Raw genomic sequence first — 17,765 nt, 5'->3', positions numbered from 1 at the left:
ATTTGGTGAGGTGTCCGAGTGGCTGAAGGAGCACGCCTGGAAAGTGTGTATACGGCAACGTATCGAGGGTTCGAATCCCTCCCTCACCGCCAAATTGTAAAAACCGACCTCAGGGTCGGTTTTTTGCTTCAAGGCGTCTGCCAGCCCCCTGACAAGAGAAACCCGTCATCTGCGGGGCCAGAAAAAACGGCTTGCCGCGATACCTGGCCAAGTGCCACCCAGCCAATCCCACCCCTTCCGCCTCTCTGCTCTCTGCCGACAAGGGATATGCCCCGAGGGCAGCCAGCCCTCTCTCGTTGATAGCGCATTACGCCAATCAAAGAGAAAGTGACGATATAAATAACCAATATCCTATCACGGATAGCACAGTATATTGTGATATCACTTGGATAACCGCCTCGTCCTGCCATGTCGGCACCGTCAACCTGCTCTGCAGATCAGGCGGCACAGGCCGATGCCACCGGACACTACCGGGTCTGCGCAACCTCTCGGATATTGCTCACCGATTGGATATCGTTTTGAAAAACTGATAGTTAAATGGCTACACTAGCCTCACACATCGCATAGGGATATGGACAAATGAGTCTTATTGGCTTGCTGCTGGCCCTGGCAGCCATTCTGGGTGGCAACATGATAGAAGGGGGGCACCCCAGCGCCCTGCTCGATCTGCCCGCCTTTCTCATCGTGATCGGCGGTACCGTCGGTGCCGCACTGACCCAGTTTCCTTTCTCCGTGGTTGGTAAAACCCTCAAGCGCTTCAAGTGGCTCATCACTCCCCTGCGCCTCGACATGCTGGAGCAGGCCCAACTGCTTGAAACCCTGGCGGGCAATGCACGGCGCAGTGGCATGCTGGCACTGGAGGGCATGATCGACGACATCAAGGATCCCTTCCTGCAAAAAGGGGTACAGATGATGGTCGATGGCTACGAGAAGACCAAAATCCACGAGGTACTGGAAAACGAGATCGAGTTCGAGCAGGAAGATATCGAACAGACCGTCAAATTCTACGAGGCCATGGGGGGCTACTGCCCGACCATGGGGATCGTCGGGGCCGTATTTGGCCTCATTCACGCCATGGGCCTGCTGGATGCCCCCGACAAGCTGGGGGGCGCCATCGCGGTGGCCTTTATCGCCACCATCTACGGGGTGTCGGCCGCTAACCTCATCTTCCTGCCCTTCGGCAACCGCTACAAGTCGTTTGCCCACCAGATCCGCCACTACAAGGAGATGACCCTCACCGGCATCCTCTGCATCGTGGACGGCGAGTCACAGCAACGGCTGCAAGTGACCCTTGAGCCTTACCTCGGAGGCCACAGTGGCGAAAAAGAAAAAGGCTGAGGCGCCGGAGAACCACGAACGCTGGCTGGTCTCCTACGCCGACTTCATGACACTGCTGTTCGCCCTGTTCGTGGTGCTCTACTCCTTCGCCATGGCCAAACAGTCGGAGACTCGCGTGCTCATTCAGGGCTTTATCGAATCTCTTGGCAAGATAGGGCTGGTTTCCCTTCCCGCCGGCTCCCCCGTGATGCAGGGGGGCACAGGTATACTGGAACCCGAGTCCAAGACCACCCCCAATACCTCCCAGAAAGAGCAGGTGCTGGATACCCAGACGCCCGCAGCGGCGGCCGACCCTTTCAACGAGACCATCGGCTCCTCGGAGAAACCTACGGCCACGGAGTCCTGGCCCCACAAAACCAAGGAGCAGGATTGGGTCACGGTCACCAAGCAGAAGCTGGATCAGCAGCTCAAGAGCCAAATCGAGTCCAAGGAGATCGAGGTGGAGCAGCTTGGCAGCCAACTGGTGATCCGCATCGGCGAAAAGACCTTGTTCCCCGCCGACTCCGCCTTCTTGCAGCCCCAGTTCATTCCGCTGGTCAACAAGGTCTCGGACGTGCTGGCGGACATCCCCGGCATGGTGGTGGTCACCGGTCACACCGACAACTCCCAGGCGCCGGTGGAGCTCTATCGCAACAACTGGGAGCTGTCGGTGCTGCGGGCGGCCACCATCACCCACACCCTGCTGACCAACCCCAAGCTGGATTCACGACGGCTGATCGCCCAGGGGGTGGCGGATACCCAACCCCGTTATCCAAACGATACCACGGCTCACCGCCAGGCCAACCGCCGGGTGGAGATCGTGCTCTCCCAGGGCAAGGCGGCAGAGCAGAGCCTCCCCGTTCTCCAACCCTGAAACAGACCCCGCCATGCGGGGTCTTTTGTTTCCTGCCATCCACCGGATTTTCAAACTATCCGGTTTTTTTCTGCTAAATACAAACGATTGAAAACAATTCTCAAACGAGAAAGTTGACCCCGCTAGCAAAACACAATTTTCATCCCGTTGATTAATAATTAATCCTTTGAAATGACATGTAAATCAGTACGAAAGTGGCATACTACGTAACGTCATTGTTAAGTCACATGATTAATTTGGTTAGGGAAAAACCTATATGTTTGCTGATATTGCCGTCCAGCACTGGGCTTTTGCTGTCTATGTCATTGGCGCCATCTGTATCTGCTTGACCATGATAGGCCTGGCGGCCTTGCTGGGGGGACGCGCCTATGGCCGTGCCAAGAACAAACCCTTCGAATCCGGGGTGGATTCCGTCGGCAACGCCCGCCTGCGCTTCTCCGCCAAGTTCTACCTGGTCGCCATGTTCTTCGTCATCTTCGATGTCGAAGCCCTCTATCTCTTTGCCTGGTCCGTCTCCGTTCGGGAGAGCGGCTGGGTCGGCTTCATCGAAGCCACCATCTTCATCACCCTGCTGCTGGTAGGCCTCCTCTACCTGTGGCGCATTGGTGCCCTCGACTGGGCCCCGAAAAAGCGTGTCCTGACTGACAAGAAACCAGACTGAACTACCGATTATCTCTTTGAGGTTGCACCATGAAGTACACCCTGACCCGGATTGACCCGGATGCGCCCGTTGAGCGCTACCCCCAGGAACAGCGCCAGACCGTCGATGATCCACTGGCGCAGCAAGCGACCCGCGGCATCATGATCGGGCGCCTCGAAGAGGTGCTGCAAGACACCGTCAACTGGGGCCGCAAGAACTCCCTCTGGCCCTACAACTTCGGCATCTCCTGCTGCTACGTGGAGATGTGTACCGCCTTCACCTCTCCCCACGACGTGGCTCGCTTCGGTGCTGAGGTCATACGAGCCTCCCCCCGTCAGGCCGACTTCATGGTGATTGCCGGCACCCCCTTCATCAAGATGGCCCCTGTCATCCAGCGGCTCTATGAGCAGTTGCTCGAGCCCAAGTGGGTCATCTCCATGGGGGCCTGCGCCAACTCCGGCGGTATGTATGACATCTACTCCGTGGTACAGGGGGTGGACAAGTTCCTGCCGGTCGATGTCTACATTCCGGGCTGCCCGCCCCGCCCCGAGGCCTTCCTGCAAGCCCTGATGCTGCTGCAGGAGTCCATCGGCAAGGAACGCCGCCCCCTCTCCTGGGTGGTGGGGGATCAGGGGATCTACCGTCCCCAGATGCAATCCGAGAAGGAACGCAAGCGCGGCGAGCGGATCAACGTGACCAACCTGCGCACGCCGGATGAGATCTGATCATGAAACTGACTCGAGAATTCCCAAGCAATTACACCATGGCCCAGTGGCAAACCGCCGATCACGCCGATGCCCAGGTGGTCGGCGAGCTGTTCGCCCACTTCGGTGCCGAGCGCTTCACCGTGCAGAGCACCCGTACCGGCGTGCCGGTCATCTGGCTCTCCCGGGATCTGCTGCTGGACGTGATGGGCTTCTTGCAAAAGCTGCCCTCCCCCTTCGTGATGCTGTTCGATCTCAGCGCCACCGACGAACGGATGCGCAGCCATCGCCACGGCCTGCCAGAGAGCGACTTTACCGTCTTCTATCACCTCATCTCCATCGACCGTAACGCCGACGTGATGCTGAAGGTGGCGCTCAAGGAGAGTGATCTCCATCTGCCCACCGTCAGCCGCCACTTCCCCAACGCCAACTGGTACGAGCGGGAAGTGTGGGATCTGATGGGGATCACCTTCGATGGCCACCCCCATCTGACCCGCATCATGATGCCCAAGAGCTGGCAAGGGCACCCCTTGCGCAAGGACTACCCGGCGCGCGCCACCGAGTTTGATCCCTTCATGCTCGATGCGGTCAAGCAGGATCAGGAGCAGGACAACCTGCTGTTCAAGCCGGAAGAGTGGGGCATGGCCCGCGGCAACGAGAACGAGGACTACATGTTCCTGAACCTCGGGCCGAACCACCCCTCCGCCCACGGCGCCTTCCGCCTGGTGCTGCAACTCGACGGGGAAGAGATCCGCGACTGCGTGCCCGACATCGGCTATCACCACCGCGGCGCCGAGAAGATGGGCGAGCGCCAGTCCTGGCACAGCTACATCCCCTACACCGACCGGGTCGAATACCTGGGCGGCGTGATGAACAACCTGCCCTATGTGCTGGCGGTCGAGAAGCTGGCCGGCATCAAGGTGCCGGCGCGGGTCGACATGATCCGGGTGATGATGGCGGAGCTGTTCCGCATCCAGAGCCACCTGCTGTTCCTTGGCACCTACATTCAGGACGTGGGGGCCATGACCCCGGTCTTCTTCACCTTCACGGACCGCCAGAAGATCTACACCATCATCGAGGCCATCACCGGAGCCCGCATGCACCCGGCCTGGTTCCGCATCGGCGGCGTGGCCCACGATCTGCCTGCCGGCTGGACCCGCCTCATCCAGGACAACCTGTTGAGCTGGCTGCCCAAGCGGTTGATGGAGTATGAAAAGGCGGCCATGCGCAACAGCATACTGCGGGGCCGCACCATCGGCGTCGCCGCCTACAACACGGCCCAGGCCCTGGCCTGGGGCACCACGGGGGGCGGTCTGCGGGCCACGGGGCTCAACTTTGACGTGCGCAAATGGCGCCCCTATTCCGGTTACGATCAGTTCGAGTTCGAGGTGCCGGTGGGCAGCAACGGGGACGCCTACGACCGCGCCACCGTACGCATCGAGGAGATCCGCCAGAGCCTGTCGATTATCGAGCAGTGCATGAAAAACATGCCTGAGGGCCCCTTCAAGGCGGATCACCCGCTCACCACGCCACCGCCCAAAGAGCGCACCCTGCAGGACATCGAAACCCTGATCACCCACTTCCTGCAAGTCTCCTGGGGGCCTGTCATGCCGGCCGCCGAGTCCTTCCAGATGATAGAGGCGACCAAGGGGGTCAATAGCTATTACCTGACCAGCGACGGATCCACCATGAGCTACCGGACGCGGATCCGCACCCCGAGCTTCGCCCACCTGCAGCAGATCCCCTCGGTGATCCGCGGCCAGATGGTGTCGGATCTTATCGTCTACCTGGGCAGTATCGATTTCGTTATGTCAGATGTGGATCGTTGAGTCCTCTCGCCCCGGCAGCCGGGGCGAAGGGCAAGACGCGCAGTAAAGGGACAAGCCACAAAAGGTCAAGTCATGAGCCAATGTCAGTGTCACAATAACCAGACCCCACAAGGGCAAGGGGCATGCAGCAGCCAGCAGGGAGATTTCGTCCTGAGCCAGGCTGAGCGCGATGCCATCGAACACGAGAAACACCACTACGAAGATCCCCGTGCAGCCAGCATCGAAGCGCTCAAGATAGTGCAACAGGCCCGTGGCTGGGTGCCTGACGGCGCCATTCACGCCATCGGCGCCGAGCTCGGCATCCCCGCCAGCGACGTGGAAGGGGTCGCCACCTTCTACAGCCAGATCTTCCGCCAGCCGGTGGGTCGTCACATCATCCGTGTCTGCGACAGCATGGTCTGCTACATCAACGGCCACGAGCAGTTGCTTGCCGGTCTGAAAGAGGTCGTCAATCTGGCCCCCGGTCAGACTTCCCCGGATGGCCGCTTCACCCTGTTGCCCGTCTGCTGCCTCGGCAACTGCGACAAGGGGCCGGCCATCATGATCGATGACGATACCTATGGCGGACTCGATGCCGTCAGCCTGCTGAAAACCCTGGAGGCTTACCCATGAGCATTCAGCCAGGCAAGACGCTTGCCTCCCTCGGCACCGCCAATCGCATCCCCCGCACCGCCGAGACTCACCCTCTCACCTGGCGCCTGCGGGACGATGGCCAGCCGGTGTGGCTCGAGGAGTATCAGGCAAAACAGGGCTATGAGGCCGCCCGCAAGGCCCTTGGCCAGATGAGCCCGGATGACATCGTCAGCACCGTCAAGGACGCCGGCCTCAAGGGACGCGGCGGCGCCGGTTTCTCCACCGGCGTGAAGTGGGGCCTGATGCCCAAAGACGAGAGCATGAACATCCGTTACCTGCTCTGCAACGCCGACGAGATGGAACCCAATACCTACAAAGACCGCATGCTGATGGAGCAGCTGCCTCACCTGCTGATCGAGGGGATGATCATCAGTGCCCGGGCTCTCAAGGCCTATCGCGGCTACATCTTCCTGCGCGGCGAGTACGTGGATGCCGCCATCCACCTGCGCCGCGCCGTGGAAGAGGCCAAGGCCGCGGGGCTCCTTGGCAAGAACATCCTGGGCTCGGGCTTTGACTTCGAGCTGTTCGTCCACACCGGCGCAGGTCGCTACATCTGCGGCGAAGAGACGGCCCTCATCAACTCCCTGGAAGGACGGCGCGCCAACCCGCGGGCCAAACCCCCCTTCCCCGCCGTCTCCGGCGTCTGGGGCAAGCCCACCTGCGTCAACAACGTCGAAACCCTGTGCAACGTCCCCGCCATCATCGGCAACGGTGTGGCCTGGTATCAGGGGCTGGCACTGCCGGGTTCGGAAGATCACGGCACCAAGCTGATGGGCTTCTCCGGCAAGGTCAACAATCCCGGCCTGTGGGAGCTGCCCTTTGGCATCACCGCCCGCGAGCTGTTCGAGGAGTACGCAGGCGGCATGAAGCCCGGCTATCGCCTGAAAACCTGGCAACCGGGCGGCGCCGGCACCGGCTTCCTGCTGCCCGAGCACCTGGATGCCCAGATGTACGCTGGCGGCATCGGCAAGGTGGGCACCCGCATGGGTACGGGCCTTGCCATGGCGGTGGATGACAGCATCAACATGGTCTCACTGCTGCGCAACATGGAGGAGTTCTTTGCCCGCGAATCCTGCGGCTGGTGCACCCCCTGCCGCGACGGCCTGCCCTGGAGCGTCAAGATCCTGCGGGCGCTGGAGCGGGGCGAGGGCCAACCCGAGGATCTCGCGACTCTGGAACAGCTCGTCAGTTTCCTGGGCCCGGGCAAGACCTTCTGTGCCCATGCCCCCGGCGCCGTCGAGCCCCTTGGCAGTGCGATGAAGTATTTCCGGTCCGAGTTCGAGGCCGGGGTCAAGGCCCCCCATGACAATCACAAGCTGTTCAAGGGTATCCAGCCCAACCTGCTGGGCGAGCGCTGGTAAGCGCCAGGACGCATCGGGCAATAGCCGATTTCATAAAACAGGTTTCAGGGAAGTTGTATGGCAACCATTCATGTAGACGGTAAAGAGTACGAGGTAGACGGGGCAGACAACCTGCTGCAAGCCTGTCTGTCGCTGGGTCTGGACGTCCCCTATTTTTGCTGGCACCCGGCGCTGGGTAGCGTCGGTGCCTGCCGCCAGTGCGCGGTCAAACAGTATCAGAATGCCGACGACAAGCGCGGCCGCCTGGTCATGTCCTGCATGACCCCCTCCACCGATGGCACCTATATCTCCATCGAGGATGAAGAGGCGAAGGAGTTTCGCAAGACGGTGGTGGAGTGGCAGATGACCAACCATCCCCACGACTGCCCGGTGTGCGAAGAGGGTGGCGCCTGCCACCTGCAGGACATGACGGTAATGACGGGCCACAACAGCCGCCGCTACCGTTTCACCAAGCGCACCCACCAGAATCAGGATCTGGGCCCCTTCATCAACCACGAGATGAACCGCTGCATCGCCTGCTACCGCTGCGTGCGCTATTACAAGGATTACGCCGGTGGCGAGGATCTCGGGGTCTATGGCGCCCATGACAACGTCTACTTCGGCCGGGTCGAGGATGGCACTCTGGAGAGCGAATTCTCCGGCAACCTGGTGGAGGTCTGTCCCACCGGCGTCTTCACCGACAAGACCCACTCCGAGCGTTACAACCGCAAGTGGGACATGCAGTTCGCCCCCAGTATCTGCCAGGGGTGCTCGGTCGGCTGCAACATCAGCCCGGGTGAGCGCTACGGCGAGCTGCGCCGCATCGAGAACCGTTTCCACGGCGCCCTGAACCACTATTTCCTCTGCGATCGCGGCCGCTTTGGCTACGGTCACGTCAATCTGACCGACCGCCCGCGCCAACCCCTGCTGCAAGATGGCAGTGACAAGCTGGCCATCACGGTGGATGGTGCCCTGAACCGGGCCGCGGATGCGCTGCGCACCGCCAGCGGCGTCATCGGCATCGGCTCACCCCGCGCCTCCTTGGAGAGCAACTTCGCCCTGCGCGAACTGGTGGGGGCCGCCAACTTCTACTCCGGGGTCGAGCAGAGCGAATGGAAATGCCTGCAGAAGATGCTGGACATTCTGGAGCACGGCGGCGTGCGTACTCCCAGCCTGCGCGACATGGAAGAGGCCGACGCCGTGCTGGTGCTCGGGGAAGATGTCACCCAGACCGCCGCACGCATCGCCCTGGCCCTGCGCCAGGCGGTGAAAGGCAAGGGGCGCGAAATTGCCCGCAAGCTGAAGGTGGATCTCTGGCAGGTCGCCGCCGTGCAGACCCTGGCCCAGAACCAGCGCTACCCCTTGCTCATCACCAGTCTGGATGCCACCCGCCTGGATGACGTGGCGAGCAGCACCCTGCACGCCCCCCACGCGGATCAGGCGCGCCTCGGGTTTGCCATCGCCCACCTGCTGGATGCCAGTGCACCGGCGCCAACGGCTCTCTCCCCCGAACAGCAGGCCCTCGCCGCCCAATGGGCCGATCTGCTTGGCAACGCCAAAAAGCCCCTCATCATCGCAGGCAATGGTGCCCGCAACGAGGCGCTGATCGAAGCGGCCAGCAACATCGCCCGCGCCCTCAAGGGCCGTGGCCAGGCCGCGGAGCTTGCCCTGGTGGCTCAGGAAGCCAACAGCCTGGGACTGGCCATGCTGGCCCGGCATGCCGCCCCGCTGGAGGCAGCCCTCGAGCGCATGGAAGGGGAAGAGAGGCTTGCCCTGGTCGTTCTTGAGAACGACCTCTACCGCCGAGCCCCCCGCAGCCGAGTGGACGCCGCCCTGGATCGCCTGCAACACCTGCTGGTCATCGACCATCAGGAGACGGCCACCGCGAAGAAGGCGGATCTGGTGCTGCCTGCCGCCAGTTTTGCCGAAGGCGATGGCACCCTGGTCAACATGGAAGGCCGCGCCCAGCGCTTCTTCCAGGTCTATGCTCCCGCCTTCTACAACGCCGATATCCAGGTGCGCGAAAGCTGGCGCTGGCTGGATGCCCTGCAAGGGAGCCAGCAACCGCGTTCGGTTCGCTGGAGCACCTTCGACGATGTGAGTCGCGATTGTGCCGCCAGCGCCCCGCTGCTCACCACCATGGGTGAAGCTGCACCCAACGCCGGCCTGCGCATTCGCGGCATGAAGCTCGCCCGGGAGCCGCACCGCTACAGTGGTCGCACCTCCATGCTGGCGAACCAGAACGTGAGCGAGCCCAGAGTCGCCCAGGATCCCGATTCGCCGTTCGCCTTCTCCATGGAAGGCTACGCCGGTGCCCGCCAGCCCCTCTCCCAGGTACCGTTTGCCTGGGCGCCGGGCTGGAACTCCCCCTCCGCCTGGAACAAGTTCCAGGACGAGGTGGGTGGCAACCTGCGTGCCGGGGATCCCGGTCGCCGCCTGCTGGAGCCGGGCGAAGGCAACCTGGGCTGGTTTGGCGCCATCCCGGCCCCCTTCCAGCCCGCCGCATCCCTGCAGGTGGTGAGCTATGACCAGCTGTTCGGTGGCGAGGAGCTCTCCGCCAGAAGCCCGGTCATCCAGGCTCGCATGGGGGAACCCACCCTGGTACTGAACCCGGCGGATGCCGCGCGCCTGGCACTGTCCCCTGACGCGCTGGTGGCCTTCTCCTGGGGTGGCAACCACTGGCGCCTGCGTCTGCGCCTGAGCGATGCGCTGGCTCCGGGCCTGGCAGGGTTACCACTCGGGGTGAACGGCCTGCCGACCGCCCTGCACCACGCCCTGATCGATAACCTGCAGGAGGTCATCGCATGAGCGACTCTCTGATGGATCTGCTGATCGAGGTCGGCAAGGCCCTGGTCGTGCTCGTGGGGATCGTGGGGGCTGGTGCCTTCATGAGCTTCATCGAGCGCCGACTGCTGGCACTGTGGCAGGACCGTTACGGCCCCAACCGGGTTGGCCCCTTCGGCCTGCTGCAACTGGCCGCCGACATGGTCAAGATGTTCTTCAAGGAGGACTGGATCCCGCCCTTTGCGGATCGCCGGATCTTCGTGCTGGCCCCCATCATCGCCTTCACCGCCTTCATCCTGGCGTTTGCGGTGGTGCCCATCACCCCCACCTGGGGCGTGGCGGATCTCAACGTGGGGCTGCTCTATATCCTGGCGATCGCCGGGCTGGCGGTCTATGCCGTGCTGTTCGCCGGCTGGTCGAGCAACAACAAGTACTCCCTGCTCGGCAGCCTGCGCGCCTCGGCCCAGACCCTCTCCTACGAGGTGTTCCTTGGCCTCTCGCTCATGGGCATCGTCATCCAGACCGGCAGTTTCAACCTGCGTGACATCGTCGAGGCCCAGGCCGGCATGTGGAACGTGATCCCCCAGATCCTGGGCTTCGTCACCTTCCTGTTTGCCGGGGTCGCCGTCACCCACCGCCACCCGTTTGACCAGCCGGAGGCCGAGCAGGAGCTCGCCGACGGTTATCACATCGAGTACGCGGGCATGAAGTGGGGTCTCTTCTTCGTGGGCGAGTACATCGGCATCGTGCTGATCTCTTCCCTCATCGTGACCCTCTTCTTCGGTGGCTGGCACGGCCCCTGGCTGCCGCCCTTCATCTGGTTCGCCCTGAAGACCGCCTGTTTCATGGTGTTCTTCATCCTGCTGCGGGCCTCCCTGCCCCGCCCGCGCTTCGACCAGGTGATGTCCTTTGGCTGGAAAGTGTGCCTGCCCCTGACCCTGCTCAACATGCTGGTCACCGCTGCCGTGGTGCTGATGAATGCGTAAGCAAAACGAGATGGACATGACGATGATTCGGCGGTCTGCGGCAAGGAAACGCCCAGACGCCAGTGCTGATAAATGTGCAGTGAGGCACCTATGAAAATTACGAGCATTATCAAGGGTGTTGGCACCCAGTTGCGCAGTCTTGGGATGGTCTTCTCCCATGCCTGGCGCCCCCGTGAAACCTTGAGCTACCCGGAGCAGCCGGTCTACGCCGCCCCCCGTTTTCGCGGTCGCATCGTACTGACCCGGGATCCCGATGGGGACGAACGCTGCGTGGCGTGCAACCTGTGTGCGGTCGCCTGCCCGGTCGGTTGCATCTCCTTGCAGAAGTCGGAGCGGGAAGATGGTCGCTGGTACCCGGAGTTCTTTCGCATCAACTTCTCCCGCTGCATCTTCTGCGGCCTGTGCGAGGAGGCCTGCCCCACCACCGCCATCCAGCTGACGCCGGATTTCGAGATGGGGGAGTATCGTCGCCAGGATCTGGTGTACGAGAAGGAAGATCTGCTGATAAGCGGCCCCGGCAAATACCCGGACTACAACTTCTACCGCATGAGCGGGATGGCCATCGACGGCAAACCCAAAGGGGATGCCGAGAACGAAGCCAAGCCCATCGATGTCAAGAGCCTGCTGCCCTAGGAGTCAATCATGGAACTGGCATTCTATGCCGCGGCCCTGGTCGCCGTTTACAGCACGCTGCGGGTGATCAGCACCAGCAACCCCATGCATGCGCTGCTCAATCTCATCATCTCCCTCATCGCCGTGGCCATGATCTTCTTCTGCCTGGGCGCCGCCTTTGCGGGGGCCCTGCAGGTGATCGTCTACGCTGGCGCCATCATGGTGCTGTTCGTGTTCGTGGTGATGATGCTGAACCTGGGGAGCGCCCAGGATCAGGAGAAGAAGTGGCTCACCCCGATGACCTGGGGTGGCCCGGCCCTGCTCTCCCTCATTTTGCTGGGCTTTCTGGCCCACGGCATTCTCGGCGTGACCGGCGGTGAACTGGGTCTGACCGAGGTCAGCGCCAAGGAGGTCGGTATTGCCCTGTTCGGCCCCTATGTGCTGGCGGTGGAGCTCGCCTCCATCCTGCTGCTGGCGGGTCTGGTCACCGCCTATCACCTGGGCCGCGAGGACAAGAGCGGGGAAGTGCTCTCCGTGCCTCGCACCACACAGGAAGGAGGTCAGCAATGAGCGACATCCCCGTGGTGATGCATGGCTCGCTGCCGGCAGCCCGCCCCCTTTCCATCCAGCAAGCACAAGGAGCATGGCGATGAGTGGAATTCCCATGGAGCACGGCCTCCTGCTGGCGGCCATTTTGTTTGCCATCGGCCTGTGCGGCCTGCTGATACGCCGCAACCTGTTGTTTATCCTCATGAGTATCGAAATCATGATGAACGCGTCCGCCCTGGCGTTCGTGGTGGCGGGTAGCCGCTGGGCCCAGGCCGACGGCCAGATCATGTACATACTGGTGATTTCTCTGGCGGCAGCGGAGGCCAGTATCGGCCTCGCCCTGTTACTGCTGCTCTATCGTCGTTACCACACCCTGAACGTGGACACTGTGAGCGAGATGCGCGGATGAGCCTCCTATATCTGACTTTCCTGTTCCCGCTGCTGGGATGGCTGCTGCTGGCCTTCTCCCTCGGCCGCCTCGGCGAGCGCACCTCGGCGCTCATCGGTGTCGGCAGCATCGGTCTCTCGGCCCTCACTACCCTGTGGGTCGGCATCGATTTTCTCAATACCATGCCGGAAGGCGGCGTCTATACCCAGACCCTGTGGCAGTGGATGACGGTGGGCGAGTTCCAGCCCGCCTTCCGTCTCTCCCTGGATGGGCTGTCGCTGACCATGCTGGGGGTCGTGACCGGGGTGGGCTTCTTCATCCACCTGTTCGCCTCCTGGTACATGCGCGGGGAAGAGGGGTATTCGCGCTTCTTCACCTACACCAACCTCTTCATCGCCAGCATGCTGTTCCTGGTGCTGGCCGATGACCTGCTGTTCGTCTATCTGGGCTGGGAAGGAGTGGGGCTGTGCAGCTACCTGCTGATCGGCTTCTACTACAAGGATCGCAACAACGGCGCCGCCGCCCTCAAGGCGTTCGTGGTGACCCGGGTCGGCGACGTCTTCCTCGCCATCGGGCTCTTCGTGCTCTACCGCGAGCTCGGCACCCTCAACATTCACGAGCTGCTGGTGCGCGCCCCTGCGATGTTTGCCGACGGCTCCCCTGCCCTGTCGTTTGCCTGCCTGATGCTGCTCGGCGGCGCGGTCGGCAAGTCAGCCCAGCTGCCGCTGCAGACCTGGCTGGCGGACGCCATGGCGGGTCCGACCCCGGTTTCGGCGCTGATCCACGCGGCCACCATGGTGACTGCCGGCGTCTACCTGATAGCCCGCACCCACGGCCTCTTCCTGCTGGCCCCGGAGATCCTCCATCTGGTGGCGCTGGTCGGTGCCATCACGCTAGTGCTGGCAGGCTTTGCGGCGCTGGTGCAGACCGACATCAAGCGGATCCTGGCCTACTCCACCATGAGCCAGATAGGCTACATGTTCCTGGCCCTGGGGGTCGGCGCCTGGGAAGGGGCCATCTTCCACTTGATGACCCACGCCTTCTTCAAGGCGCTGTTGTTCCTCTCCGCCGGGGCCGTCATTGTTGCGACCCACCACGAGCAGAACATCTTCAAGATGGGGGGGCTGCGCAAATCGCTGCCACTGGTCTATGCCTGCTTCCTGGTGGGGGGCTCGGCCCTGGCCGCGCTGCCGCTGGTGACCGCCGGTTTCTACAGTAAAGACGCCATCCTCTGGCAGGTGCAGGCCAGCGGCCAGAGCGCCCTGCTGTGGGCCGGTCTGGGTGGTGCCTTCCTCACCTCCCTCTACACCTTCCGCCTCATCTTCATCGCCTTCCACGGCAAGGAGCAGACCCAGGCTCACGCCGGACACGGCCTGGCCCACCATTTGCCACTGCTGGTGCTGCTGGTGCTCTCCACCGGAGTCGGCGCCCTCATCGTGCCACCGCTGGCAGGAGTGCTGCCGGCCGGCCCCGGGGATCACATCGAAGAGGGACGCCATGGCCTCGAGATCCTCTCCGGCGTCATCGCCGTGGCAGGCATTGCGCTGGCCGCCTTCCTCTTCCTCGGCGAACGTCGCCTGGCGAAGGGGATCGCACAGAGTGCGCCGGGGCGGGCTCTGTCCACCCTCTGGTTCAATGCCTGGGGCTTTGACTGGCTTTATGACCTGATTTGGGTCAAGCCCTACCTGCTGGCGACTCGCCTGCTCGGCAAGGATCCGCTGGACAGGATGATGAACCTGCCCGCCGTGCTGGCCCAGGGGGGGCATCAGCTGCTGGCCTGGACCGTCTCCGGCAAGTTGCGCTGGTACGCGGCCTCCATGGGGATGGGCGCCGCCCTGATCCTGGCCCTGCTGCTGCTCGGCTGATCCATGAGCCCAATATTGTGTGGCAGGCTCAGCGCCTGCCCGACTAGAACCTAGATGAGAGCTGATATCGTGACCTTACTCTGGATCTTGCTAATTCCCTTCATCGGCGGCTTGCTCTGCTGGCAGATGGAGCGGCTCGGCGGACAGTTTGTCCGCTGGGTGGCCCTCGCCTCCATGAGCGCCTGTCTGGTGCTCTCCAGCGCCATCTGGCTCGGTGGTGACTTCACCCTCGCCAACCCCGGCCTCCCCGTCTGGGCAGCCGAGTGGCAACAACCCTGGATCCCCCGCTTCGGCATCTCCCTGCACCTCGCCGTGGACGGGCTGTCGCTCCTGATGGTGATCCTCACCAGCTTCATCGGCGTGCTGGCCATCCTCTGTTCCTGGAAGGAGATCGTCCAGCGCATCGGCTTCTTCCACCTCAACCTGCTGTGGATCCTGGGGGGCGTGCTCGGCGTCTTCATGGCGGTGGATCTGTTCCTCTTCTTCTTCTTCTGGGAGATGATGCTGGTGCCGATGTACTTCCTGATCGCGCTCTGGGGCCACTCGGTCACCGATGGCAAGTCGCGCATCAACGCCGCCACCAAGTTCTTCATCTACACCCAGGCGAGCGGCCTCATCATGCTGGTGGCCATCCTGGGCCTGGTACTGACCCACCACGCCGCCACCGGAGTCTTCACCTTCAACTATCAGGAACTGCTCAACACCCCCATGAGCAGCACGGTACAGTGGCTGCTGATGCTGGGCTTCTTCATCGCCTTCGCGGTCAAGATGCCCCTGGTGCCGCTCCATGGCTGGCTCCCTGATGCCCACAGCCAGGCGCCCACCGCAGGCTCCGTGGATCTCGCGGGCATCTTGCTGAAAACCGCGGCCTACGGCCTGCTGCGCTTTACCCTGCCGCTCTTCCCCGAGGCGTCCGCCGAGTTTGCCCCCTACGCCATGGTGCTCGGCCTCATCGGCATCGTCTATGGCGCCCTGCTGGCCTTTGCCCAGACCGACATCAAGCGGCTGGTTGCCTACACCAGCATCTCCCACATGGGCTTCGTGATGATCGCCATCTACTCGGGCAGCGAGCTGGCCCTGCAAGGGGCAGTAGTACAGATGATTGCCCACGGGCTCTCGGCCGCTGGCCTCTTCATCCTGTGCGGTCAGCTCTACGAGCGTCTGCACACCCGGGATCTGCGCCAGATGGGCGGTCTCTGGGGACGGCTGCGCTACCTGCCCGGCGTGATGCTGTTCTTCTCCGTTGCATCCCTCGGGATGCCGGGGACCGGCAACTTCGTCGGCGAGTTCCTGATCCTCATCGGCAGCTTCCAGGTGGCCCCCGTCATCACCGTCATCGCCACCTTCGGGCTGGTGCTGGCCTCGGTCTACTCCCTCATCATGCTGCAACGGGCCTGCTTCGGGACGCCCCGGGAGGAGAGCATGCTCAAGGGGCTCGATACCCGGGAACTCACCATGATGCTGACCATCGCCGGCCTCTTGGTGCTGCTCGGTCTCTATCCCCAGCCGGTGCTCGACACCGCCAGCAGCAGCCTCCTGAGCGTGCTGCACTGGTACGCGCTGCCGGGCACGGGGGCGCTGCAATGATGCTTTCTCTTTCGCCTTCCTTGTCCATGTCGGGAGCACTGTCATGACGTTTACTGTTTCTCAACTGCTGGCCCTGCTGCCCCTGTTGCTGACCACGGGGGCCATGGTGGCCCTGATGCTGGCCATCGCCTGGAAGCGCTGTGACGACACCGCCTTCGTGGTCACCATCATCGGCCTCAACCTCGCGCTCTTCTCCCTGCCCATCGTGATGGCCCAGGGGGATCAGGGGGTCACTCCCCTGCTGCAAGTGGACGCTTACGCGGTCTTCTACATGGGGCTGGTGCTCATCGGGGCCCTGGCCACCTGCACCTTCGGTCGCACCTGGCTCAAGGGCTATCCGGACAACCGGGAAGAGTTCTACCTGCTGCTGCTCATCGCCACCGCCGGTGGTCTGGTGCTGGCGGCCTCCCGTCACCTCGCCTCGCTCTTCATCGGGATCGAGATGCTGACCCTGCCCATGTTCGGTCTGGTGGGGTATGCCTATCGCGAGCGGCACTCGCTGGAAGCCAGCATCAAGTACATGGTGCTCTCCGCCAGTGCCACCGCCTTCCTGCTGTTCGGCATGGCACTGCTCTACGCCCAGGCCGGAAGCCTGAGCTTCAGCGATCTCGGTGTGACCCTGGCCCAGAGCCCGGCTCACCATCCGCTGCTGATGGGGGGCTTTGGCCTGATGCTGGTCGGCTTTGCGTTCAAGCTGTCCCTCGCCCCCTTCCACCTCTGGACCCCGGACGTCTATGAAGGGGCGCCGGCACCGGTGGCCACCTTCCTCGCCACCGTGAGCAAGATAGCCGTGTTCTGCGTGCTGCTGCGCTTCTACCTGGCGGTACCCGCCACCTCGGATCCCATGATCCACTGGCTGCTGGCGGCCATGGCAGTCATCTCCATCGTGGTCGGCAACCTCCTGGCGCTGATCCAGACCAACATCAAGCGGATGATGGGTTACTCCTCCATCTCTCACTTCGGCTATCTGCTGGCAGTGGTGGTGGCAAGCCGCCTCGGCGAGATGCCGGTGGAAGCGGCGGGTGTCTACCTGCTGATGTACCTGTTCACCAGCCTGGGGGCCTTCGGCGTCATCAGCATGATGTCCAGCCCCTATCGCGGCAAGGATGCGGACTCCCTGCACAGTTATCGCGGTCTGTTCTGGAAGCGCCCCTATCTGACGGCCGTGATGACGGTGATGATGCTCTCCCTCGCGGGTATCCCCATGACGCTGGGCTTCATCGGCAAGTTCTACCTCATCGGTGTCACCGTCGATGCCAAGCTGTGGTGGCTCAGTGGCGCCATCGTGCTCGGCAGTGCCCTGGGGCTCTACTACTACCTGCGGGTCATGGTCACCCTCTACCTGCGTGAACCCGGCATGCAACTGCGCGATGCCAGGGCCGACTGGGCCTTCTCCTCCGGGGGCTTGGTGGTGCTGCTCTCCGCCATTCTGGTGGTATTGCTCGGCATCTACCCCCAGCCTGTCATCAGCCTGGTGCAGGGCTTCCAGCACGTGGTGCTGCGCTAGCCTCAGGTTCAGCTCACACAGCAAAACCGGCCTCCGTGGCCGGTTTTTTTATGTCCGCCAAGGCCCGCTCCGGCTTGCCCGTCTGGCAGGCGATACCAGATCCCTCCCCTCAATCCATCCCCTATCCTCCAGCAAGCGGCTGGCGGAGCA

15 protein-coding genes and 1 tRNA gene are annotated in these 17,765 nt (G+C 62.8%); all 16 read left to right on the top strand.

The window, feature by feature from the left end; translation table 11 throughout:
- Nucleotides 1–4: 4 nt before the first annotated feature.
- The 16 genes from AB5Y51_RS15705 to nuoN all read left to right on the top strand — a co-directional run bounded on the left by AB5Y51_RS15705 (nt 5) and on the right by nuoN (nt 17,615).
- A tRNA-Ser gene (locus tag AB5Y51_RS15705) sits at nt 5–92 on the top strand.
- Between the two features lie 487 nt (nt 93–579).
- Entirely contained in the window at nt 580–1,338 is a 759-nt protein-coding gene (locus AB5Y51_RS15700; RefSeq protein WP_039038709.1) for a flagellar motor protein, read from the top strand.
- Nucleotides 1,316–2,191 carry a flagellar motor protein MotB gene (locus tag AB5Y51_RS15695; RefSeq protein WP_041211562.1) on the top strand — a complete coding sequence of 292 codons (876 nt, stop codon included), beginning with the start codon at nt 1,316–1,318 and terminating at the stop codon, nt 2,189–2,191. Before AB5Y51_RS15700 ends, AB5Y51_RS15695 begins: the two co-directional genes overlap by 23 nt.
- Nucleotides 2,192–2,447: 256 nt before the next feature.
- Complete coding sequence (locus AB5Y51_RS15690) at nt 2,448–2,852, top strand: NADH-quinone oxidoreductase subunit A (RefSeq protein ID WP_039038710.1); 405 nt, start codon at nt 2,448–2,450, stop codon at nt 2,850–2,852.
- Between the two features lie 29 nt (nt 2,853–2,881).
- Nucleotides 2,882–3,556 carry an NADH-quinone oxidoreductase subunit B family protein gene (locus AB5Y51_RS15685; RefSeq protein ID WP_010675028.1) on the top strand — a complete coding sequence of 225 codons (675 nt, stop codon included), beginning with the start codon at nt 2,882–2,884 and terminating at the stop codon, nt 3,554–3,556.
- Nucleotides 3,557–3,594: 38 nt separating this feature from the next.
- The gene (nuoC, locus tag AB5Y51_RS15680) at nt 3,595–5,364 is read left to right on the top strand and encodes an NADH-quinone oxidoreductase subunit C/D (protein ID WP_197713285.1); all 1,770 of its coding nucleotides are present in this window, start codon (nt 3,595–3,597) and stop codon (nt 5,362–5,364) included.
- Nucleotides 5,365–5,436: 72 nt separating this feature from the next.
- Nucleotides 5,437–5,976 (top strand): NADH-quinone oxidoreductase subunit NuoE, encoded by a 540-nt coding sequence (gene nuoE, locus AB5Y51_RS15675; RefSeq protein ID WP_010675030.1) that lies wholly within the window; start codon nt 5,437–5,439, stop codon nt 5,974–5,976.
- Nucleotides 5,973–7,358 carry an NADH-quinone oxidoreductase subunit NuoF gene (nuoF, locus tag AB5Y51_RS15670; protein ID WP_041211564.1) on the top strand — a complete coding sequence of 462 codons (1,386 nt, stop codon included), beginning with the start codon at nt 5,973–5,975 and terminating at the stop codon, nt 7,356–7,358. The genes nuoE and nuoF overlap by 4 nt, the downstream gene beginning before the upstream one ends.
- Before the next feature lie 57 nt (nt 7,359–7,415).
- On the top strand, nt 7,416–10,145 hold the full coding sequence (gene nuoG, locus AB5Y51_RS15665; protein WP_266136456.1) for an NADH-quinone oxidoreductase subunit NuoG: 2,730 nt from the start codon (nt 7,416–7,418) through the stop codon (nt 10,143–10,145).
- Entirely contained in the window at nt 10,142–11,107 is a 966-nt protein-coding gene (gene nuoH / locus AB5Y51_RS15660; protein ID WP_010675033.1) for an NADH-quinone oxidoreductase subunit NuoH, read from the top strand. The genes nuoG and nuoH overlap by 4 nt, the downstream gene beginning before the upstream one ends.
- A gap of 90 nt (nt 11,108–11,197) precedes the next feature.
- Nucleotides 11,198–11,740, top strand: coding sequence for an NADH-quinone oxidoreductase subunit NuoI (gene nuoI / locus AB5Y51_RS15655; RefSeq protein ID WP_010675034.1), 543 nt, complete (start codon nt 11,198–11,200; stop codon nt 11,738–11,740).
- Nucleotides 11,741–11,749: 9 nt separating this feature from the next.
- Entirely contained in the window at nt 11,750–12,289 is a 540-nt protein-coding gene (gene nuoJ, locus AB5Y51_RS15650; protein ID WP_010675035.1) for an NADH-quinone oxidoreductase subunit J, read from the top strand.
- Between the two features lie 79 nt (nt 12,290–12,368).
- Entirely contained in the window at nt 12,369–12,677 is a 309-nt protein-coding gene (gene nuoK, locus AB5Y51_RS15645) for an NADH-quinone oxidoreductase subunit NuoK (protein WP_010675036.1), read from the top strand.
- A complete protein-coding gene (gene nuoL / locus AB5Y51_RS15640) occupies nt 12,674–14,521 on the top strand; it encodes an NADH-quinone oxidoreductase subunit L (RefSeq protein ID WP_368178711.1) in 1,848 nt (615 codons plus the stop codon). Before nuoK ends, nuoL begins: the two co-directional genes overlap by 4 nt.
- A 69-nt stretch (nt 14,522–14,590) precedes the next feature.
- Nucleotides 14,591–16,108: an NADH-quinone oxidoreductase subunit M gene (nuoM, locus tag AB5Y51_RS15635; protein WP_010675038.1), complete on the top strand. Its 1,518-nt coding sequence runs from the start codon at nt 14,591–14,593 to the stop codon at nt 16,106–16,108.
- A gap of 43 nt (nt 16,109–16,151) precedes the next feature.
- Nucleotides 16,152–17,615, top strand: coding sequence for an NADH-quinone oxidoreductase subunit NuoN (nuoN, locus tag AB5Y51_RS15630; RefSeq protein ID WP_039038715.1), 1,464 nt, complete (start codon nt 16,152–16,154; stop codon nt 17,613–17,615).
- The last annotated feature ends 150 nt before the right edge of the window (nt 17,616–17,765 follow it).

Origin of the sequence: Aeromonas sp. R7-1, assembly GCF_040908115.1 — a bacterium.
Lineage (GTDB): Bacteria > Pseudomonadota > Gammaproteobacteria > Enterobacterales > Aeromonadaceae > Aeromonas > Aeromonas caviae.
The sequence above is the reverse complement of the archived record's forward strand: the minus strand, read 5'-3'. Positions and strand labels throughout refer to the sequence as shown.

Bases quoted from the DNA above. Each gene is read 5' to 3' on its own strand.
- nuoL (WP_368178711.1), top strand. From the start codon at position 12,674: ATGAGCCTCCTATATCTGACTTTCCTGTTCCCGCTGCTGGGATGGCTG.
- AB5Y51_RS15690 (WP_039038710.1), top strand. From the start codon at position 2,448: ATGTTTGCTGATATTGCCGTCCAGCACTGGGCTTTTGCTGTCTATGTC.
- nuoG (WP_266136456.1), top strand. From the start codon at position 7,416: ATGGCAACCATTCATGTAGACGGTAAAGAGTACGAGGTAGACGGGGCA.
- nuoJ (WP_010675035.1), top strand. From the start codon at position 11,750: ATGGAACTGGCATTCTATGCCGCGGCCCTGGTCGCCGTTTACAGCACG.
- AB5Y51_RS15685 (WP_010675028.1), top strand. From the start codon at position 2,882: ATGAAGTACACCCTGACCCGGATTGACCCGGATGCGCCCGTTGAGCGC.
- nuoI (WP_010675034.1), top strand. From the start codon at position 11,198: ATGAAAATTACGAGCATTATCAAGGGTGTTGGCACCCAGTTGCGCAGT.
- nuoK (WP_010675036.1), top strand. From the start codon at position 12,369: ATGAGTGGAATTCCCATGGAGCACGGCCTCCTGCTGGCGGCCATTTTG.
- nuoH (WP_010675033.1), top strand. From the start codon at position 10,142: ATGAGCGACTCTCTGATGGATCTGCTGATCGAGGTCGGCAAGGCCCTG.
- nuoE (WP_010675030.1), top strand. From the start codon at position 5,437: ATGAGCCAATGTCAGTGTCACAATAACCAGACCCCACAAGGGCAAGGG.
- AB5Y51_RS15700 (WP_039038709.1), top strand. From the start codon at position 580: ATGAGTCTTATTGGCTTGCTGCTGGCCCTGGCAGCCATTCTGGGTGGC.
- nuoC (WP_197713285.1), top strand. From the start codon at position 3,595: ATGGCCCAGTGGCAAACCGCCGATCACGCCGATGCCCAGGTGGTCGGC.
- nuoF (WP_041211564.1), top strand. From the start codon at position 5,973: ATGAGCATTCAGCCAGGCAAGACGCTTGCCTCCCTCGGCACCGCCAAT.
- nuoN (WP_039038715.1), top strand. From the start codon at position 16,152: ATGACGTTTACTGTTTCTCAACTGCTGGCCCTGCTGCCCCTGTTGCTG.